The 19,526-nt window shown below is 71.6% G+C and carries 14 protein-coding genes; 5 read left to right on the top strand and 9 right to left on the bottom strand.

The window, feature by feature from the left end:
• Positions 1–15: 15 nt before the first annotated feature.
• Entirely contained in the window at positions 16–1,242 is a 1,227-nt protein-coding gene (locus U874_RS0100935) for an MFS transporter (RefSeq protein ID WP_025132675.1), read from the bottom strand.
• A gap of 334 nt (positions 1,243–1,576) precedes the next feature.
• On the bottom strand, positions 1,577–3,208 hold the full coding sequence (locus U874_RS0100930) for a DEAD/DEAH box helicase (protein WP_025132674.1): 1,632 nt from the start codon (positions 3,206–3,208) through the stop codon (positions 1,577–1,579).
• Between the two features lie 323 nt (positions 3,209–3,531).
• Between U874_RS0100930 and U874_RS0100925 the strand changes: the two genes are divergently transcribed.
• Genes U874_RS0100925 through U874_RS0100915 form a run of 3 tightly spaced genes read left to right on the top strand, consistent with a single transcriptional unit; the run spans position 3,532 to position 9,660 of the window.
• Positions 3,532–7,194 carry a bifunctional RecB family nuclease/DEAD/DEAH box helicase gene (locus tag U874_RS0100925; RefSeq protein ID WP_025132673.1) on the top strand — a complete coding sequence of 1,221 codons (3,663 nt, stop codon included), beginning with the start codon at positions 3,532–3,534 and terminating at the stop codon, positions 7,192–7,194.
• Positions 7,195–7,198: 4 nt separating this feature from the next.
• The gene (locus U874_RS0100920) at positions 7,199–8,434 is read left to right on the top strand and encodes a DUF998 domain-containing protein (protein ID WP_025132672.1); all 1,236 of its coding nucleotides are present in this window, start codon (positions 7,199–7,201) and stop codon (positions 8,432–8,434) included.
• Positions 8,431–9,660, top strand: coding sequence for a pyridoxal phosphate-dependent aminotransferase (locus U874_RS0100915; RefSeq protein WP_025132671.1), 1,230 nt, complete (start codon positions 8,431–8,433; stop codon positions 9,658–9,660). Before U874_RS0100920 ends, U874_RS0100915 begins: the two co-directional genes overlap by 4 nt.
• Before the next feature lie 145 nt (positions 9,661–9,805).
• Here U874_RS0100915 and U874_RS0100910 read toward each other — a convergent pair whose 3' ends face one another.
• From U874_RS0100910 to ald, 6 genes are all read right to left on the bottom strand, one after another.
• Positions 9,806–10,927: a Zn-dependent alcohol dehydrogenase gene (locus U874_RS0100910; protein WP_051582743.1), complete on the bottom strand. Its 1,122-nt coding sequence runs from the start codon at positions 10,925–10,927 to the stop codon at positions 9,806–9,808.
• A gap of 28 nt (positions 10,928–10,955) precedes the next feature.
• Positions 10,956–11,582, bottom strand: coding sequence for a hypothetical protein (locus tag U874_RS0100905; protein ID WP_025132669.1), 627 nt, complete (start codon positions 11,580–11,582; stop codon positions 10,956–10,958).
• Positions 11,579–12,982 carry an APC family permease gene (locus U874_RS0100900; protein ID WP_025132668.1) on the bottom strand — a complete coding sequence of 468 codons (1,404 nt, stop codon included), beginning with the start codon at positions 12,980–12,982 and terminating at the stop codon, positions 11,579–11,581. The genes U874_RS0100905 and U874_RS0100900 overlap by 4 nt, the downstream gene beginning before the upstream one ends.
• A 177-nt stretch (positions 12,983–13,159) precedes the next feature.
• Positions 13,160–14,746, bottom strand: a complete 1,587-nt coding sequence (locus U874_RS0100895; RefSeq protein WP_025132667.1) for a PucR family transcriptional regulator — start codon at positions 14,744–14,746, stop codon at positions 13,160–13,162.
• A 64-nt stretch (positions 14,747–14,810) separates the two neighbouring features.
• Positions 14,811–15,269: a hypothetical protein gene (locus U874_RS0100890; RefSeq protein WP_025132666.1), complete on the bottom strand. Its 459-nt coding sequence runs from the start codon at positions 15,267–15,269 to the stop codon at positions 14,811–14,813.
• Between the two features lie 23 nt (positions 15,270–15,292).
• On the bottom strand, positions 15,293–16,420 hold the full coding sequence (gene ald, locus U874_RS0100885; RefSeq protein WP_025132665.1) for an alanine dehydrogenase: 1,128 nt from the start codon (positions 16,418–16,420) through the stop codon (positions 15,293–15,295).
• A 192-nt stretch (positions 16,421–16,612) separates the two neighbouring features.
• Here ald and U874_RS0100880 point away from each other — a divergent pair, with 192 nt between their 5' ends.
• Positions 16,613–17,101 carry an Lrp/AsnC family transcriptional regulator gene (locus tag U874_RS0100880; RefSeq protein WP_025132664.1) on the top strand — a complete coding sequence of 163 codons (489 nt, stop codon included), beginning with the start codon at positions 16,613–16,615 and terminating at the stop codon, positions 17,099–17,101.
• Positions 17,102–17,192: 91 nt separating this feature from the next.
• On the top strand, positions 17,193–17,768 hold the full coding sequence (locus tag U874_RS0100875; RefSeq protein ID WP_025132663.1) for an isochorismatase family protein: 576 nt from the start codon (positions 17,193–17,195) through the stop codon (positions 17,766–17,768).
• Between the two features lie 27 nt (positions 17,769–17,795).
• Here U874_RS0100875 and U874_RS0100870 read toward each other — a convergent pair whose 3' ends face one another.
• Complete coding sequence (locus tag U874_RS0100870) at positions 17,796–19,526, bottom strand: sodium:proton antiporter (RefSeq protein ID WP_025132662.1); 1,731 nt, start codon at positions 19,524–19,526, stop codon at positions 17,796–17,798.

Here is a 19,526-nt window from a genome sequence, read left to right as displayed (position 1 = left end):
CGGCTCGGAGCGGCGCTAGTTGAGCGGGATGGTGATGGTGCCGGTCTCGGGCGGCGACTCGATCGAGCGGCCGCGGAGATCGGGGAGCCAGCGCAGCGTCGACGCCGCGACGATCGCGCAGATCGCGAGGAGCGTCGCCGAGACGACGATCGCGCCGTGCGCGCCCGCGACGTCGATCGCGATGCCCGCGAGGGCGGATCCGGTCGCCACGCCCACGAGCTGGCCCGTGCCCACCCAGCCGTATGCCTCGGCGGTCTCGGAGAACTTCACCGTCGAGCTGACGATGCTCGAGATCGCCGCGAACGCCGGCGCCGTGCCGAGCCCGCCCAGGAAGAGCACCGTGCCGAGCCACCAGATGTTCAGGCTGACGAGGCAGGCGAGCGTGCCCGCGAGGACCACGAGGATGCGCAGGAGCAGCGAGGTGGGGCGCAGCTCGCGGTGGCCCATGAGGAGGCCGCCCACGAGCGAACCGCCCGCGAAGAGCGCGAGCACGATGCCCGACTCCATGCTCCCGTGCCCGGCACCAGCGCCGGTCGAGAACGCCGCGACGATGCCCGCCTCGATCGCCGCGAACGATGCGACGAAGAAGAAGCCGACGATCGTCGAGATCACGACGGTGGGGTAGCGGAGCACCGCACCGAAGCCGCGCTTCGACGGCGGGATCTTCACCTGGCCGATGGCCGGGCTGAGGATGAACCAGGCGCCGCCGAGCACCATGAACCCCGCCGCGACGCACAGGCCCGTCGTGGTGCCGAACTGCGAGGTGACGAACACGGCGACGACGGGGCCGAGCACCCAGATGAGCTCCTGCGCGGCGGCGTCGAGCGAGAAGAGGCCCGAGAGCTGCGAGCTCGGCACGAGCTTCGGGTAGATCGTGCGCACCGCGGGCGTCACGGGCGGCGTCGTGAGGCCGACGAGGAGCGCCAGCCCGGCGACGACGAAGAGCGGCAGGTGCACGAGCGCGATCGTGACGAGCAGCACCGAGCACACCACCGACGTGACGGACAGCACGGGCCGCATGCCGAGCCGGCCCATGAGGCGGCTGCTCAGCGGGCCCGAGACGGCCTGGCCGATGCTCTGCGTGGCGAGCACGAGGCCGGCCGACGTGTAATCGCCGTACGTGACCTGGATGTGGAGCAGCAGGATGATCGAGAGCATCCCAAACGGGAAGCGGGCCAGCAGCTGCGAAACCAACACCCGAAATACGCCGGGATTCTTGCCCAGCTGCCCGTAAATGCCCATCAGAAAAGTATATGGCCGCGCGGCCTCCGCGTGCTGTCGCGCGACGCGGAAGTCGCGGTCGGGTTTCCGTGCCGACCACAGCGATCCCCGTCGAGGCGGTCGCCCCCATTTCACGGAGAAATCCAGAATCTCGGAGATTCTGCGGAGGGGAGGCTCCGAGATCTCGGATTTCTCCGAGGAGTCTGCGGGCGGAGCTGGGTGGCGGGGCTGGATCGCGGGGCTGGATCGCGGTGCAGGACCACGATCCAGGACCGCAATCGAGGAACGCAGCGCAGGAATGCACAGGGCCGGGCCGCGCACCGTGAGATGCGCGGCCCGGCCCTGGACTCAGCGACTACGCGCCGGGCGAGCTCGTCGAGTAGACGGTGCCCCCGCCCTGCGCGCGACGGCCCTGGCGGCGCTGGCCGCCCTGCTGACCGCGACCCGAGTCGCCGCCCTGTCCGCGACCCGAGCCCTGCTGGCCCTGGCCGCGCCCGGCGCCGCCCTGCTGACCGCGCCCGGAGTCGCCGCCCTGGCCGCGCCCGGAGTCGCCGCCCTGGCCGCGACCGCCCTGGCCGCGCCCGCCGCCCTGCGAGTTCCGGCCGCCGTTTGCGCCGGCGCCCGCCGCGCCCGCACCCGTGCCGTCGCCGCGTCCGCGGCCGCCCCGCGAGCGCTTGCGCTTCGCGTTGGCGCCCGTCGACTGGCCCTGGCCCTGCGGGTTGTGGCCCGCGGCGCGCTGCTGCGCGGCCTGCGCCTCGGCGCGACGGCGCTCCGTCTCGCGGGGATCGACGCGCGGCGCGACCTCGCCGATGAGCGCGAGCACCTCGGGATCGATGCTCGCGGCGTTCGGGTTGACGGGGCGCGGCGTGACGCGGATCTTCGCGGCGCGCATGATCTGGCGCATCTCGCCGCGCTGCTCGGGGAGCACGAGCGTGACGACGTCGCCCTCGTTGCCGGCGCGCGCGGTGCGGCCGGAGCGGTGCAGGTACGCCTTGTGCTCGACGGGCGGGTCGATGTGCACGACCAGCTCGACGCCGTCGACGTGCACGCCGCGCGCGGCGACGTCGGTTGCGACGAGGACCTTCGCGTCGCCGCTCACGAACTCGGCGAGGTTGCGATCCCGAGCGTTCTGCGAGAGGTTGCCCTGCAGCTCGACCGCCGGGATCCCGCGCGCGGTGAGCTGCTTCGCGAGGCGCTTCGCCTGGTGCTTCATGCGGGTGAAGAAGATGCGGCGCGCGGTGCCGGAGGCGAGTGCCTCGATGAGCGCGTCCTTGTCGTCCTTGCCCGACACCTCGAAGACGTGGTGGGTGAGCTGCGGCACGGGGGACTCTGCGGAGTCGACCGAGTGGAGGATCGGGTCGTGCAGGTACTTCTTCACGAGCGCGTCCACGCCGTTGTCGAGCGTCGCGCTGAAGAGCAGGCGCTGGCCGATCTTCGGGGTCTTGTTGAGGATCCGCGTGACGACCGGGAGGAAGCCCATGTCCGCCATGTGGTCGGCCTCGTCGAGCACGGTGATCTCGACGCCGTCGAGCGAGACGAGCCCCTGCTTCATGAGGTCGTCGAGGCGGCCCGGGGCGGCGACCACGATGTCGACGCCGCCCTCGAGGGCGACCTCCTGGCGGCGCTGGGGGATGCCGCCGAAGATGGTGGTGACCTTGACGCCGACCGGATCGGCGAGCATCTTCACGGTCTCCGCGATCTGGGTGACCAGCTCGCGGGTGGGGGCGAGCACGATGGCGCGGGGGCGGCTGGGGCGGCGCTTCGCGACGACGTTCTCGGCGAGGTTCGCGACGAGCGGGATGCCGAACGCGATCGTCTTGCCGGATCCGGTGCGGCCGCGGCCGAGCACGTCGCGGCCGGCGAGCGTGTCGGGGAGGGTGTCGCGCTGGATCGGGAACGGCGCGGACTTGCCGTTCTTCGCGAGAGCGTCGGCGATGGGGGCCGGCACGCCGAGCGACTGGAACGTGGGGGTGGTGGTCTCGGTCACGGGGACCTTTCTGCAGTGGTGCAGCGCGCGGCGGACGGAAGTCGTGCCGGAGGGCGGACGCGGGCTGCGGATTCGGCGAGTGCGCGGGATCGCGCAGTCGTTCGCCGCGAAAGCTCCTGCGGCTCGCCCTGCTGCGGCGAGCGGCTGAAAATCAGCGACGCGGGGCGGGTTCAACACGCCCTGTAGCACCCACTCTAGCGCCTTCCGCCGCGAAACTGCCGTGGACCGGGAGATCCACCGGATTGTCCGGGGTCCGCGATACCGTCGTGAGCGAAGCCGGTCCCCGTCGATGCGGGGCGGCCCGTCCCGAGGAGAGGAGCCGTATGTTCCTGCAGCAGCGCGCAGAAGGCGGCGAGCGATTCGTCACGAGCGCGAGCGATCTGACGGCCGCGAGCGCGTGCGAGTTCGCGTTTCTGCGCCGTGTGGACGCGAAGCTCGGGCGCGACGTGGTCGTGCCTCCTGATGACGATGCGATGCTCGCCCGCGCGGCCAGGCTCGGCGATGCGCACGAGGAGCGCACGCTCGCGGCGTACCGCGAGGAGCTCGGCATCGGGGAGCTCGGGGCCTCGGGTGGCGTGGTGGAGATTCCGCGCCCGGACGGGATGTCGGAGCCGGCGCTCGAGCGCGTGGCCGGGCAGACGCTCGCGGCGCTGCGGGGCGGGGCAGAGGTGGTGTTCCAGGCGACGTTCTTCGATCCGGCGCAGCGCGCCGCCGACGCGATGGATCCCGAGATCGGCTTCGTGGGCTTCGCGGACTTCCTGCGGCTGACGCCGGAGGGCGAGTACGCCGTCGAGGACACGAAGCTCGCGCGGCGGGCTCGGGTCACCGCGCTCATGCAGCTCGCCGCGTATGCCGAGCAGCTGGAGCGCATCGGCGTCCCCGTCGCACCGCACGCCACGCTGATCCTGGGCGATGGCGCCCGTTCCGTGCACCGGATCGCTGACGTGGCACCCGTGTTCCGTGCGCGACGGGCCCGGCTGCACCGGCTCATCCTCGACCGTGCTGCGGTGCGCGGCGGGGACGGCGAGCGGGCGAGCGCCGCGCCACTCGCGTGGGGCAGCCCGGGCATCGCCGCCTGCGGGCGGTGCGAGGTGTGCGCCCCGGAGATCGAGCGGACGCGGGACCCGCTGCTCATCGCCGGAATCCGCGGTGCGCAGCGCGACGCGCTCCGCGCTGACGGACTCGACACCATCGAACGCGTCGCCGAGGCGCTGCCGGAGATCGTCGCCGGCGCGCGCCAGGTAGCTGGGATCCGTCCAGCGGCGCTCGTGCGGATCGCGGCCCAGGCGGAGGCCCAGCTCGGCGCCACCCCCGGGGGGCCGCCGCCCGTGCGGGTCGTCGAGCCGGCAGCCCTCGCGGCGATCCCGGAGCCGAACCCGGGCGACCTCTTCTTCGACTTCGAGGGGGATCCGCTCTACCGGGAGCCCGGGACGGGGGACGCGGCGCGCTGGGGCATCGACTACCTGTTCGGCTTCGTCGACGCGGACGAGCGCTTCACCGGCCTCTGGGCCCACGACCTCGACGCGGAGCGCGCGGCACTCGAGCGTTTTCTCGCGCTCGTCGCGGAGCGCCGGGCGGCGCACCCGGGGATGCGGATCTACCACTACGCCGCGTACGAACGGACCCACCTGCTGAGTATCGCCGCCCGCCACGGCGTCGGCGAGGCGGCGGTCGACGCGCTACTCCGCGACGGGGTGCTCGTCGACCTCTTCCCGATCGTGCGGCGCGCGCTGCTCGTGGGGTCGCGCTCCTACTCGATCAAGAAGCTCGAACCGCTGTACATGGGGCAGGAACTCCGCGACGAGGCCGGCGTGACGAGCGCCGCCCAGTCCGTCACCGAGTACGCGGATGCCTCCGCGCAGCTCGCGAGCGCCGATCCCGCAGTGCGGGCCGCGGGCCAGCGCCGGCTTGATGCGATCGAGGATTACAACCGGTACGACTGCGTATCGACGCTGCGGCTCCGCGACTGGCTGCTCGGGATCGCGCGCGAGCGCGGCATTGCTCCCGCGCCCCGCCCCGAGCCCGAGACCGCGCAGGAGTTCTCCGTGAGCAGTCTCGCGAGCGCGCTCGCCGAGCAGGCGGCCACGGCGGCCGATCCGCGCGACCGCGTGGCCGCAGCGCTCGCGGGGAGCGCGATCGACTACCACGCGCGCGAGCGGAAGTCCTTCTGGTGGGAGCACTTCGCCCGCCTCGTCGATCCGATCGAGGACTGGGCGGAGACCCGCGACGTGCTCGTCGTCGACCCCGAGCGCAGCCGGGTGGAGGAGCCGTGGCACCGGCCGCCGCGCGCCCGCGTCGACCGGCGCATCCTCAGGCTCGACGGCGAGTTGGCTCCCGGGAGCTCGTCCCGCGCGAGCGGAGAGGTGTTCCTCGTCTACGCGGCTCCCGCGCCCTTCGCGGACCCGAGGACCGGCCCGGGGGAGCGCACCGCGCGCCTCGCGCGGATCGTGGGGAGGGACGGCGAGGCGATGCTCGTCGCCGAGACCCTGCCCCGCGATGCTGCGCCGTTCGCGGCGCTGCCCGTGGCGGTGACGCCTGGCCCGCCGCCGAACGAGGGGCAGCAGCGCGTGGCCATCGAGGAGTGGGGGCAGGACTACTTCGATGCGCTCGATGCCGGGGAGGACCTCCCCGATCCGGTCGTGCGGCTCCTGCGCCGCGACCCGCCGCGGCTGCGCGGCGACCGGCCGCTCATCCGCCCGGAGTCGCCGGAGGCACTTCGCGCGGGAGGCGGCGATGAGGACGCGCGCACGATCGGTGCGGTCGTCGCGAGCCTGCGGCAGCTCGATCGCGCGGCGCTCGCCGTGCAGGGGCCACCCGGTACCGGCAAGACCTACCTCGCCGCCCGGGTGATCCGCGCGCTCGCGGAGCAGGACGGCTGGCGGATCGGTGTCGTCGCGCAGTCGCACCGCGTCGTCGAGAACGTGCTCGAGGGCGTCGTCGCTGCGGGCATGCACCCCGGCGCCGTCGGCAAGGTTCCGCAGGGCGGCGCGCTCGAGGAGGGGGCCGTGGAGCCGCCCTACACAGTAATCGGGCGGAACGGCCACGGCGGTTTCCTCCGCGACAACGCCGAGCTGGGGCGCGGCTGCGTCATCGGCGGCACGGCGTGGGACTTCAGCAACGCGGCCCGCTTCGACCGGCGCGGCCTCGACCTCCTCGTCATCGACGAGGCAGGGCAGTTCTCGCTCGCGCCGACGATCGCGGCCTCGGTCGCGGCCGAGCGGCTCCTGCTGCTCGGCGACCCGCAGCAGCTGCCGCAGGTCTCGCAGGGCACGCATCCCGAACCGGTCGACACCTCGGCGCTCGCCTGGGTGATCGGTGAGCACGACACCATCCCGGAGGACCGGGGCTACTTCCTCGCGGAGACGCGGCGCATGCGCCCCGCGCTCGCCGACGTGGTCTCCGAGCTCTCCTACGGCGGCAGGCTGCACGCGCACCCGAGCGCCGAGGAGCGCCGCGTGTCCGGCTGCGGCCCGGAGGGGCTCGTCTGGCACCCCGTGGCGCACGCGGGCAACGCGACCTTCTCGGAGGAGGAAGCCGGTGCCGTCGTGGCGCTCGTGCGCGCGGCGCTCGCGGGGACGCTGCACGATGGCGAGGGCGCTCGCCCGCTCGACGCGCGGGACGTGATTGTGGTCGCCGCGTACAACGCGCAGGTCGAGTGCGTCTCCGCGGCCCTCGCCGCTGCGGGGCTCCCGCACGTGCGGGTCGGCACCGTCGACCGCTTCCAAGGGATGGAGGCCGCGCTCGCCATCGTCACGCTCGCCGCGTCGAGCCCGGAAGACGTGCCGCGCGGGCTCGAGTTCCTCCTCATGCGCAACCGCCTGAACGTGGCGATCAGCCGGGCCCAGTGGGCTGCGCACCTCGTCTCCTCCGAACGGCTGGGGGAGGGCCTCCCCACGAGCGCGGAAGGACTCGCCGCGCTCTCCGGATATCTGCGACTCACGGAGCGCGCGGCGCGGCCGCTCCCCGCGGGCGCGCACCTACACTGAGCCCATGAGCCAGACGAGCGAGACCTCAGAACAGCCGGGGGCACCCGCGGCGCCGGTGCCTCCGCGGGTGCGTCGCGCGCTCGACGCCGTGTTCCGCCTGCTCTACCCCGGCGAGGAGGGCGTCCGCGACTCCCCGCGGCTGCGGCGCGAGTCGCGCGCCTTCGCCGCCGCGGTGATTGCCGCCGCCGTCGCCCTCGTCACGGGCCTCATCGCGTTCCACGGACCAGTCCCGCTGTGGGGCGCCGTCTCCCCGGGCAGCGTGGGCATCGTGCTCTCGGCTGCCGCTGCCGCGATCGCCGCGGTCGTCGAGCACCTGCGCTCGCCCATTCCGCCAGCCCCGGGCTGGCCCCGCGGCGCCGTGCGCGCGCAGGCCGTGGTGAACGCGCTCGCGATCGGGCTCGTCCACGCGGGCATTGCCATCCTCCTCGTGGGGATCACGACCTCCGTGCTCATCCGCGGCTTCATGGGACTTGAAGTCGACGCCTTCACGAGCATCATGATCACGCTCCTGCTCAGCGCCGTGAGCGCGTACGCGGGAACGCTCTCCGGTGGCGACCTCACGACGACCCGGCTCTCGACCCTCTTCGCCGTCTTCATGACGGGCGGCGTGCTCGTCGCCATGCTCACCACGAGCGACGCCGAGTGGTGGCAACTGCACTTCAGCGAGCTCGGGGTGGGCGACGGGCTGAGCGGCATCGTCTTCAACTCGACGCTGATCGTCGGCGGCATGCTCATGGCCTCGCTCGGCTCGCTCATCGCCCGCTCGCTCGCCGTCTGGGCGAGCGCGGCCCCGCCGAGTCGCACCCGCAACGTGCGTCTCGTGCAGTGGGCCTTTCTCGGCATCGGCATCGGCCTCGCCGGGGTCGGGCTCGTCCCCGTCAACGTGAGCCTCATCGTCCACAACACCTTCGCCACCGGCATGGCCGTGATCTTCGGTGCGCTGCTCATCGGCCTGCGCTGGGTGCTCGACGGCTTCTCGCGCGCGTTCCTGCTCTTCTCCGACGTGGTGCTGATCGGCATCGCGGTCTCCGCGCTGCTGTTCTGGCCGATCCAGTACTACAACCTGGCCGCGTTCGAACTGGTGGCCGCGGGCATCATCTTCGCCTGGCTGATCATCTTCCTCCGGCACCTCGACGCGGCGGTGCCCGCCGGCGCACCCGCCGCTGCCCCCGCGACGGCCGCCCCTGCGACGGCCGCCACCGCCACCGCGGCCGCGCCGCAGGATAGCGTGGGAGCATGATCACTTCCGGAGGCCCGTTCAAGACCCCGCCCGCGCACCGGCTCGACGCTGCGCCGACCGGCCCGCAGCTCGGCGCCTCGGCGCGCTCGCACATCCCCGCATTCGAGGTCATGCAGATCACCGACGAGGTGGCACGCCGCCGCGCCGCCGGCCACGACATCGTCTCGCTCTGCGCGGGCGAGCCGAGCGCCCGCCCCGCCCCCGGCACCTTGAAGCCCGCGGGCTACACCGGCCCGCTCGGCACGACGCCGCTGCGGGAAGCCATCGCGGGGCACTACCGCTCCTGGTACGACGTCGAGGTCGATCCCGCCACAGTCGCGGTCACCACGGGCTCCTCGGGTGCCTTCCAGCTCGTCTTCCTCGCGGCGTTCGACCCGGGCGATCGCGTCGCGCTCGCGAGCCCCGGCTACCCCGCCTACCGCAACATCCTCACCGCGCTCGGCGTGCACGTGATCGAGATCCCCACGGGCCCCGAGACCCGCTACCAGCCGACCCCCGAGCTGCTCGCCGCGGCGGTGGCCGAGCACGGTCCGCTCGCCGGCCTCGTCCTGGCCTCGCCAGCGAACCCGACCGGCACCATGCTCGGACGCGAGCCGCTCACCGCGCTCGTCGGCTGGTGCGTCGCGAACGGGGTGCGCATCATCAGCGATGAGATCTACCACGGGATCACCTTCCCCGAGCCCGGCGCCGCGGACCCGCGCGGGGTTACTCTGCGCGAGCTCGACCCCGAGGCTGTCGTGATCAACTCGTTCTCGAAGTACTGGGGGATGACCGGCTGGCGGCTCGGCTGGGCGATCCTGCCCCAGGCGCTCGTCGCTCCGGTCGAGGCGCTCGCGTCGAACTTCGCCCTGTCGCCACCCGCCCCGGCGCAGGAGCTCGCGCTCACCGCCTTCTCCGCCGAGAGCTACGCCGAGCGCGACGCCATCGTCGCGGGCTTCGCACGCGCCCGCGCGCTCATCCTCGACGCGGCCCCCGCGCTCAACTGGGGCGCCGCCGCGCCCTCGGACGGGGCCTTCTACTACTACTCCGAGCTCGGCCCCCAGCTCGAACGCTTCGCCGACTCCTCGGCCTACGCCCGTGCGCTCCTCGAACGCGGAGACGTCGCCGTCGTGCCCGGCACCGACTTCGACCCGCTCGCCGGGCACCGCGCCGTGCGGCTTTCCTACGCCGCGGGGGAGAGCGCGGTCGCCGAAGCCCTCGACCGTATCCTGCGCTTCCAGGCCTGAGTACCGACCCAGCCCCCGCTGGGCCGGCCCAGCCCGCCAGCCCAGCCCGCCAGACAGCCAGCCCAGCCCGAGTACACGCGCACGCCCCGGACACGCAGCGAGCCCCGGATCCCGAGCGGGGATCCGGGGCTCGTTGCGCGCCCGCCTAGTCGTCCAGGCCGTACTCGATCACGGTGCGGATGCCCCGCCCCTTGCGCATCTCAGCGAACGCCTCGTTCACACCGCTGAGCGGGATTCGATCCGTGACCATCGAGTCGAGATCGACGAGCCCCTCCATGTACAGGTCGATGATCTTCGGGAAGTCGATCGACTGCCGGCTCGAACCGTAGTTCGAGCCGATGAGGCGCTTCTCCTGATCGCTCATCACGAACGGGTCGATCGAGATCTTCACGCCGTCGGCCACCTGGCCGACCACGACGGCGGTGCCGCCGCGCCGAACCGCCTCGTAGCAGGCCTCGATCGTGAACGGCAGGCCGATCGCCTCGAAGGCGTAGTCCACGCCCCGGCCGTCGGTGAGCTCGTGCACCGCGGTCACGAGATCGACCTCCCGGCTGTTGATCACGTGCGTCGCACCGAAGGTGCGGCCGAGCTCGAGCTTCTCCGCGCTCACGTCGGCGACGATGATCTGCTTCGCCCCGGCGAGGCGCGCGCCCTGCACCACGTTCAGGCCCACGCCGCCGCACCCGACGACGAGCACCGTGCTCCCGGGCTCGACGCCCGCCGTGTTCGTCACGGCCCCGATCCCGGTTGTCACGGCGCACCCCACGAGCGCCGCCTGCGCGAGCGGGGCATCCTTGCGGATCCGGATCGCTGCGGACGCGGGCACCATCGCGTACTCGCCGAACGAGCCGACCGCGAGGAAGCTGCGCACGTCCTCGTCGCCATCGCGCAGACGCGGCTTCCCGTCGAAGAAGACGTGCTGGTAGGCGGTCTCGTTCGCGAGCTGGCAGAGCACGGGGCGTCCGGAAACGCAGAACTCGCACTTCTGGCACGACGGAGTCCACGAGAGGATCACGTGGTCGCCCGCCTCCAGCTCGCTCACCTCGGAGCCGACAGCGACGACCACGCCGGCACCCTCGTGGCCGAGCACGAGGGGAGCGGGCGTCTCCCAGTCGCCGTCGAGCGCGTGCAGATCGCTGTGGCAGACACCGGAGGCAGCGAGTCGCACGAGCACCTCCTGCGCGCCGGGCTCGCTCGAGATGGTGAGCTCCCGGAGCTCGAGGGGCTGCTGCGGGCCGACGAAGACGGCGGCGTTCAGAGTAATCATGGGGGAGAGTCCTTTCACGGGCACGGAATCAGGCGGAGACAGGGGACCAGTCGCGCAGGGTGCGCGCGATCTCGAGGAGGCGTTCGGGCTCGCCTGCGGGGAACGCGGTCGCCTTGAACACGGGCGGGATCAGCACCCACACGTAGGAGCCGCCCAGCGGGGTGAGCGTCAGCGTCCGCGTCGCGCGAGGCCCGGAGACCCGGGCTGAGACGAGGTCGACGGCGCGCAACTGCGCACCGACGGCCGCGTGCAGCGCGTCGAGGCGCGGATCCGCCGAGCTGCGGGATCCGCTCCGTACGAAGCGGGGGCCGCTGCGCTCGCGGTGCGAGAGGGTGAGCCCGGTGGGCACATCGGAGGCCTCCGGCAGCGCGATCTCCACGGTGAGGTTGTACACGCGGGAGAAGATGAAGTTGCCGCCGTCGTAGCTGAGCGTCACCTCGATCCCGTCGCTCGTGCGCGCGGTCACGGAGGTCTGCTCCCGGCGGACGACCTCGCCGAACTCGGCCGCGGTGCGTGCCAGCGCCGCGCGAGCGCGATCCACGATCGGGCCGTGCCCGGCGAGCGGGTGCCTGCGGGGGCGGGATCCGCGTCCCCGGGTTCCGGCGGGGCCGGTGCCCGGGATCGGGCCGCCGAAGCGCGGAGCCGAGGCGCTCATCGCGCGACCTCGTCGTCCTCGAGGCTCTCGGAGCGGACCACGATGTTGTTCTGCGTGTGCGTGAGGTCGGTGGGCGTGAAGAGCGGCAGGCGGTTGCGCTTCAGCCAGATCACGGCGAAGAGCGCGATCGCGCCGAGGATCACGGCCGCGCTCGACCAGATGACGATGCGCTGCGACATCTCGGGCACGATGAACACGATCAGGTAGACGCAGGAGGCGATCCCGAGCACCTGAGGCACGGGGTAGAACGGCGTCTTGAACGGGCGGCGCGCATTGGGGTAGCGGCGACGCAGCACGATCACGTCCACCTGGGCGATGATGTAGCTGAAGAGCCACGTGGTGCAGGCGATGCTGATGAGGTTCAGGATGAGCTCGATGCCGCCCTGCGCGAAGCTGGAGTACAGCAGCACCGAGGCCATGCATGCGGCGGTGACGATCATCCCGGCCCAGGGCACCCGCGTGCGGCGGCTGACCTTCGCGAGCCACTTCGGCAGCAGCCCCTCGTTCGCGAGGCCGTAGAGCATGCGGGGAATGGCGGCCAGGTACGAGTTGCCCGTGGAGAAGGAAGCGAGGATCGTGACGACCGTCATGATGAGCCCGCCCGTCGCGCCGAAGATCGCGGTGGCGCCGACGACGTGGGGGATCGAGGAGCTCGCCATCTCCGAGAGATCGGCGAAGCGCGTGGCGCCCCAGCCGAAGAGCACGTCCACGAGGAAGATCGTGGTGACGCCGACGATCATCGCCGTCGGGATCGTCTTCCAGGGCTTCCGCACCTCCTCGGCGAGCGGGGCGACGAACTCCATGCCGATGTAGAGCCAGATCGCCACGGCGCCCATGGATGCGAGCGTGCCCCAGTCGGTGTTGAGGAGCGGGTTGTCGACCGGAGTCTGCGCGGTGAAGCCGAACACGCCGGCGAGACCCATGACGGCGAGGATGCCCATCATGCCGAAGACGACGGGGATCTGCACCCGGGCGAAGATGTCGACGCCGGAGATGTTGAGCGTCAGCAGGATCCCGAGCAGCAGGAACGAGAACGCCGGCGCGGGGAAGCCCGTGAGCCCCTCGAACGAGTCTCCCGCGACCATGAGCTGCGTGCCGCCGTCGGCGGAGACGAGCACGAGATAGCCGCCGAGGACGGCGAGGATCGCGGGGAGGCGCCCGAGCGCGGGCAGCGTGTACTCGCCGACCATGCCGCCGCCGGGCAGCATCGCGGCGAGCTCGCCGTACGAGATCGCGACCATCGTGATGATGATGAGCCCGATGAACGCGGGGATGGCGAAGGCGAGGCCGCCCGTGCCGAAGCCGTTTCCGAGCGACACCATCGCGGTGCCGGAGACCACGAGTCCGGTCGAGGCCGCGTAGGCGGCGCCGAAGCCGAGGCTCCTCTTGAGTTTCGTCATACATCGCTCCTTTGCGTGCGGTCGCAGATGGACCACTCACCAGCATGGAGCGCGCAGCCGCCACGTGCACCCGACGAAACGCCGAAATTCAGGCGTGCGGTCGACGTTCTGTCGATGCCGAGTGCGGAACCGCTTGCGACAATCAGTCGAGAAAACCGGGCGGACTTGGCCGTTTTGCTAGGACTGGTGGTAGCGCAGGGCGAGCGCGAACTCGGCGCGCAGCTGGAAGTCCTCGAGATCGGCGCCCGTGAGCTGCGAGATCTGCTGCAGTCGATGGGCCAGCGTGTGCCGGTGGACGGCGAGCTCGCGCGAGGCGGGGAGTGGGCGTCCGTGATGGCTGAGCCAGACGCTCAGGGTGCGCAGCAGCTCGGTGCCCTGGGCCGCGTCGTGCTCCGTGAGCGGGCTGAGCAGGCGACGCGCGACGTGCGCTGCGTCCGAGGAATCGATCAGGTCCGAGACGCCCGCCCGCCAGATGTCCGGAAACGCGGTCACTTCGTCGGCGTCGCGGCGCAGCCCGAACTCGGCGGCCTTCTGTGCCTCCTCGAGGGCCAGGCCCAGGCCCTCCCAGCGCTCGCAGCGGGAGCGGCCGAGCGTCAGGGAGAAGGAGCGCAGGTGCGCGATCACGCGCTCCGCGTCGGGCTCGCTCACGAGCACCGCGATGTCGCTCCGATAGCGCGCGAAGAAGATGCGGAGGTCCTCCTGCGCCTGCAGCGTTTCGAGGGCCGGGAGCACGCGCGCGGCGTCGTACTGGCGGGGCAGCCCGACGAGCGTCACGAGGGGGAGCCGGGGAAGGGGCCGCCACACGCTCTCGACGATGTGCGAGGTCACGGCGACGTTGCCGGAGAGGAGCAGTTGCAGGAGCGCTTCGCGGAGGGTGCCGTGCAGCGCCTCGAGAGCCTGGTTCTGCTCGAGGGAGACGCTCACCAGCGCGAGCACGCTCGAGAGCACGTTGCGCGAGACGTCGTCGAAGGCCTGGCTGAGGGTGAGCACGAGCATGCCGCTCGGTTCGCCGGGTTCCCCGAGCAGCTGGAGCACCGCCTCGACATCCGGCGTGGCCTGCACGGAGCGGAATCGCTGGCCGCTCGCGAGGGTCTCCTGCACCGTCGCCGTGAGCTGCTGCTCGGGGACGCGGCGGCCCTCGGGCGGATCGATCACTGTGACCGGATGGCCGAGCGGATCGTAGAGCGCGACGCCGCAGCCGAGCTGCCGCGCCGTCTCGCGCAGCGTGGCGTTCAGCCCGTCCCGCCGCGTTGCCGCGTTCGCGATGGCCTTCTGAGCGCGCAGCGACCGGCCGTAGCGCTCGGTCTGGTCGCGCTTGAGCACGCGGGCCGCCTCCTGCAGGAGGTCCATGAACGAGATCTCATAGGGGATCTCGAAGAGGATGAGCCCGTGCCGTCGGCATGCCTGGGCGAGCGGCTGCGGCACCCCGCGGTGGAGCACATCGCTCGCGAAGCCGATGCCGATCACGCCGTGCGCGGCGACGAGCGCGGCGTAGTCGTCGTAGATCCTGGCGAGCCGCGCCGGCGCGACGCGCACCTCGTCGACGGCGGGATCGGCGGCCTCGGTCACGGGGAACTGCCAGCCGAGCGTGAGGATCACCTCAGCCGGCCCGAGGAACGGCGTGGGGTCGATCATGTCGGTGGCGTGGAGCCACTCGAAGTCCCGGTCGAGCGCCTCGTCATCCGGGGTGCCCTCGGCGCCGCCCACGACGAGTCGGAGGTGGAGGGACGGATTCAGGAGGAGCTTGCGCAGGCTGAGGGACACGAGCCCATGCTAGAGCCCCGGGCGCGGCTCGCGGTGCGCGACGCCGGCCCGGGAGCTCGCGCGGCTACGCGCCGAGGCGGACGGGGGTGCCCATCGCGATTCCCGCGCGACGCTGCAGGGCTGCGTCGACGACGGGCGCTGCGGCGTCGAGGCCGAGCGCGGCGAGCGCCGCCGCGTTGTCGTCGCCGAGATCCAGCACGAGGGCCGTCACGGACTCGGAGAGCGGGCTGTCGAGCTCCGCGATCACGCGGGAGAGGGCCGAGCGCAGTGCGCGGGCGAATGCGGCGTCCTCCTCGGCGGGCGCGTCCGTGACGGGGGACCGGCCGTAGGTGACGCCGTCGCCCGAGAGCGCCTCGGCGATGAGCTCACCGTCGGCGCGGCGCAGCACGACATCGAGCACGGTGCTCGTCGGGCCGAGCGACACGGGCTTCGCGGACAGCGGGAGGGGGGAGACGCCCGAAGGGGCGCCACCGTGATCATGCTGATCCGGTGACGCCCCTCCGAAAGTGAACTTCAGATCCATGGGATCCAGAGTACGCCCTGTGCTTACGCGTTGGCTGCGAGCACGTCCTCGACCGACGAGAACGCCAGGCCGTCGAACGCGTCAGCGACACCCTTGAAGGTGACCACGCCGTCGTGCGCGTTGAGGCCCTTGGCCAGCGCAGCGTCGTCGCCCAGTGCCTTGACCCAGCCCTTGTCGGCGAGTGCGACGACGTAGGGGAGGGTGGCGTTCGTGAGCGCAGCGGTCGAGGTCTCGGGGACCGCGCCCGGCATGTTCGCCACGCAGTAGTAGATCGAGTTGTGCACCGCGAAGGTGGGATCGTCGTGCGTGGTGGGACGCGAGTTCTCGAAGCAGCCGCCCTGGTCGATCGCGATGTCGACGAGCACCGAGCCCGGCTTCATCTGCGCGACCATCTCGTCGGTGACGAGCTTGGGGGCCTTCTCGCCGGGGATGAGGACCGAGCCGATGACGAGATCGGCGTCCTTCAGCGCCTCGGTGATGTTGTGAGCGTTCGAGGTGCGGGTCTGGATGCGACCGTTGAACTCGTCCTCGAGCTGCTTCAGGCGGGGGATCGCGATGTCGATCACGGTCACCTCTGCGCCCATGCCGAACGCGATGCGCGCAGCCTGCTCGCCGGCGGCGCCGCCGCCGATGACGACGACCTTGCCGCGACGGGTCGCGGTGACGCCGCCCAGGAGGACGCCGCGGCCGCCCGCAGCCTTCATGAGCGAGTACGCGCCGACCTGCACGGACAGGCGACCGGCAACCTCGGACATCGGTGCGAGGAGGGGGAGCGCGCGGTTCGCGAGCTGCACCGTCTCGTACGCGATGGCCGTGGTGCCCGAGTTGAGCACTGCATCGGTGAGGGTACGGTCAGCTGCGAGGTGCAGGTAGGTGAAGAGCACCTGACCCTTGCGCATCTTGTCGTACTCAGCCGCGATGGGCTCCTTGACCTTGAGGATCATGTCGGACTCGGCCCAGACCTGGTCCGCGCCCTCGACGATCTTGGCACCGGCTGCGGCGTACTCCGCATCGGTGATGGCCGAGCCAATGCCGGCGCCAGCCTGCACGAGCACCTCGTGGCCGCGACGGGTCAGCTCGAAGACGCCAGCCTGCGTGATGGCGACTCGGTTTTCGTTGTTCTTGATCTCGGTGGGAATACCGACGCGCATGACATGCTCCAAAGAAATCAGCGGATGTGGTGGGTGAAGTCGAGTTCCCCCTCAGCTCGGACATGGGTGCACGTCGTACGATGCGGTGGAACCTACTAATTGTGCAGTATATTCGTAATCAGTAGGAAAAAGGTGAATTCTCTTCGGAATTCGTTGTGACGGTGAGATTTCTGCGATTGAGAGCGGTGGGCAATGTCAGAGGGGTCGAAGAATCTGCGTCCAGAGATGGAATTGGACGAGATTGACCGCAAGATCGTCGACGAGTTGCAGTCCAATGGACGCATCACGAATGCGGAGCTCGCGGAGCGCGTCGGCGTGGCGGCTTCGACCTGCATCGCGCGCGTGCGGAGCCTCGTCTCGCGCCGCATCATCACCGGCTTCACCGCGAGCGTCGACCCCCGTGCGATGGGACTCGGCCTCGAGGTGCTCATCAGCGTGACCGTGCGCTCGGGTGCGCGCCAGCGCATCACCGAGCTGAGCGACGAACTGCGCGGCCTGCCCGAGGTGATGCAGCTGTTCTTCCTCGGCGGCGTCGAGGACTTCATCATCCACCTCGCCGCGCGCGATTCCGATCACGTGCGCGACTTCGTCACCGAGCACCTCTCCGCCGATCCCGCGGTCTCCTCGACGCGCACGAGCATCGTGTTCAGCCACCACCAGAACCCGGTGCGCGCCGCCTGAGCCGCGCATCCCGTGCGGAGTGGTGCGCTGCACCACCCGCCGCCGTAGGCTGGAGCTCCCGAGTTTGTCGACCCGTGAGGCTGGTGAGACCGTGGCCCGTGCGCTGCTGATCGTCGATGTGCAGAACGACTTCACGGAGGGCGGAGCCCTCGGAGTCGCGGGCGGCAACGCCGTCGTCGCGGGGATCGACGCGCTGCTCGATCGCTCGGCCGAGCGCTACACGCTGATCGTGGGCTCTCGGGACTGGCACGATGCCGACGGCGACAACGGCGGGCACTTCGCAGCCCCGGGGGAGGCCCCCGACTTCGTGGACACCTGGCCCCCGCACTGCGTGCAGGGCACGCCGGGCGCCGACTACCACCCGGAGCTCGATCTCGCCCACATCGACCTCCACGTGCGGAAGGGCATGGGTGAGCCCGCGTACTCGGCATTCGAGGGCCGCACGCTCGACGGTCGCGGCCTCGCGGAGGTGCTCCGGGAACGGGGTATCGATGCGCTCGACATCGTGGGGATCGCGACCGACTACTGCGTGCGCGCCTCGGCGCTCGACGCTCGCGCCGCGGGCCTCGACGTCCGCGTGTACACGGACCTCATCGCGGGCGTTGCGCCGGAGAGCTCGGCGGCCGCGCTCCGGGAGCTCGCCGCCGCGGGCGTCGAACTGCGCTAGCGGCGCGCGTCGTGCGCGGGCCGCGCGCTAGCCGTGCGCTCCGGGCGGAGTGAGGCGGGTCTCGTAGGCGTCGAGCGCGAGCTCGGCGGCGTGCAGCGCGTGCGAGCTGTAGCGGCCGATCGCGCGCTCCTCGAGGAGCGCCGCCCGCTGCGCTTCGAGCCCCACGCGGCTGAGCCGCACGAATGCGCGGGCGGGGGATTCCTGGTTCGGCAGCGCGATCCCGCCCGTGGCGCCGTGCCCCACGGTGATCGGCGTGAGGCTGATCTTGGCGCTCGCGCGCGCACGGGCGACCACCTCCTCGGGGACGGGGCCCTGCTCGGGCTCGCTGCTGGCGAGCGCATCGTCGATCGCCGCATTGGCCGCCTCGACCAGGTCGCCCTTGAGCGATGCGAGCTCGCCCGCGCTGGCCCCGGCTCCGGCGCCCTCGGGCCAGAGTTTGCGGATGACGAGGGGCAGGGAGAGCCCGTGCAGCAGCAGCGTGATCACGGCGACCGCGAACGCGATGAGGATCACCTGCGCGCGGTAGGGGATGCCGACCGGGATGGACTGCGCCGCGGCGAGGGTGACCACGCCGCGCATGCCGCTCCAGGAGAGGGCGGCGCCGTCGCGCCAGCCGAGCGGCTGCGTGCGCTCGTGCTCGAGGTCCGCGCGCGAGCGCTCGGCGAGCAGCTCGACGCGCTGCACCCGCCGCGAATCGGGATCGTCGCTCGCCCGGACGCGCCGCGCCATGCGCGAGAATCCGTTGCTGCGCTGCTCGTACCGCCGCGCGGTGCCGCGCATGGAGAACAGCAGCGGGAACATGAAGAGGGCCCGGCAGGCGATGAGCACGCCGACGAGCACGAGTGCGATGAGCGCGACGTGCTCGAGCCGGATGGGGCTCTCGCCGACGTGCTCGACGAGTGCATGGAGCTGCAGCCCCATGAGGAGGAACACGCCGTTCTCCAGCGCGAACTGGAGCGTGCGCCAGTTGAGCCGCTCGTTCATGCGCGCGGTCGCGCTGAACCGCCGTGAGGCGTGGTGCCCCGTGTACAGGCCCGTGATGACGACGGCGAGCACGCCCGAGGCGTGCATCGCCTCGGCGGGGATGAACGCGACGAAGGGCACGGTGAAGGAGATGAGGGTGTCGTAGACCGGGTTGCGCAGTTTCGAGCGCAGCCACACGGTGATGACGCCCATGAGGCCGCCCACGGCGATCGCCGTCGTGACGGAGAAGGCGAACGACGCCGTCGCCTCCCAGAACACGAAGCTGCCGGCCACGGCCGCGATGGCCGTCTTCAGGAGGACGAGCGAGGTCGCGTCGTTCACGAGGCTCTCGCCCTCGAGGATCGAGACCACGCGATCGGGCATGCCGAGGCGCTTGCCGATCGAGGTCGCCGCGACCGCATCGGTCGGGCTGATCACTGCGCCGAGCGCGATGGCCACGGGGAGCGGGATCTGCGGGACCGCGAAGTGGAGCACGACGCCGATGATGACGGCGGTGATGAGGACGAGGAGCACGGAGAGCCCCACGACGGGGCGCAGGTTCCTGCGGAAGTCGACGAGCGGCACGTTCACCGCCGCGGCGTACAGCAGCGGCGGCAGGACACCGAGCAGGATGAGCTCGGGATCGATCTCCACCAGAGGGACGAACGGAAGGTAGCCGATGCCGATCCCCACGACGACGAGGAGGAGGGGCGCGGCGACCCCGATTCTGCCGCCCAAGATCGAAGTGCCGACGAGAATGACGACGGCGAGGACGGCGACGAGGGCAACTTCCAT

Source organism: Leucobacter sp. PH1c (assembly GCF_000633415.1).
Taxonomy (GTDB): Bacteria; Actinomycetota; Actinomycetes; order Actinomycetales; family Microbacteriaceae; genus Leucobacter.
This window is presented reverse-complemented; position numbering and strand designations above follow the sequence as displayed.

What these genes read in the sequence shown, in the direction of transcription:
- U874_RS0100890 (WP_025132666.1), bottom strand. Translation starts at nt 15,269, where the DNA reads ATGGATCTGAAGTTCACTTTCGGAGGGGCGTCACCGGATCAGCATGAT.
- U874_RS0100870 (WP_025132662.1), bottom strand. Translation starts at nt 19,526, where the DNA reads ATGGAAGTTGCCCTCGTCGCCGTCCTCGCCGTCGTCATTCTCGTCGGC.
- ald (WP_025132665.1), bottom strand. Translation starts at nt 16,420, where the DNA reads ATGCGCGTCGGTATTCCCACCGAGATCAAGAACAACGAAAACCGAGTC.
- U874_RS0100925 (WP_025132673.1), top strand. Translation starts at nt 3,532, where the DNA reads ATGTTCCTGCAGCAGCGCGCAGAAGGCGGCGAGCGATTCGTCACGAGC.
- U874_RS0100910 (WP_051582743.1), bottom strand. Translation starts at nt 10,927, where the DNA reads ATGATTACTCTGAACGCCGCCGTCTTCGTCGGCCCGCAGCAGCCCCTC.
- U874_RS0100900 (WP_025132668.1), bottom strand. Translation starts at nt 12,982, where the DNA reads ATGACGAAACTCAAGAGGAGCCTCGGCTTCGGCGCCGCCTACGCGGCC.
- U874_RS0100935 (WP_025132675.1), bottom strand. Translation starts at nt 1,242, where the DNA reads ATGGGCATTTACGGGCAGCTGGGCAAGAATCCCGGCGTATTTCGGGTG.
- U874_RS0100920 (WP_025132672.1), top strand. Translation starts at nt 7,199, where the DNA reads ATGAGCCAGACGAGCGAGACCTCAGAACAGCCGGGGGCACCCGCGGCG.
- U874_RS0100915 (WP_025132671.1), top strand. Translation starts at nt 8,431, where the DNA reads ATGATCACTTCCGGAGGCCCGTTCAAGACCCCGCCCGCGCACCGGCTC.
- U874_RS0100880 (WP_025132664.1), top strand. Translation starts at nt 16,613, where the DNA reads ATGTCAGAGGGGTCGAAGAATCTGCGTCCAGAGATGGAATTGGACGAG.
- U874_RS0100905 (WP_025132669.1), bottom strand. Translation starts at nt 11,582, where the DNA reads ATGAGCGCCTCGGCTCCGCGCTTCGGCGGCCCGATCCCGGGCACCGGC.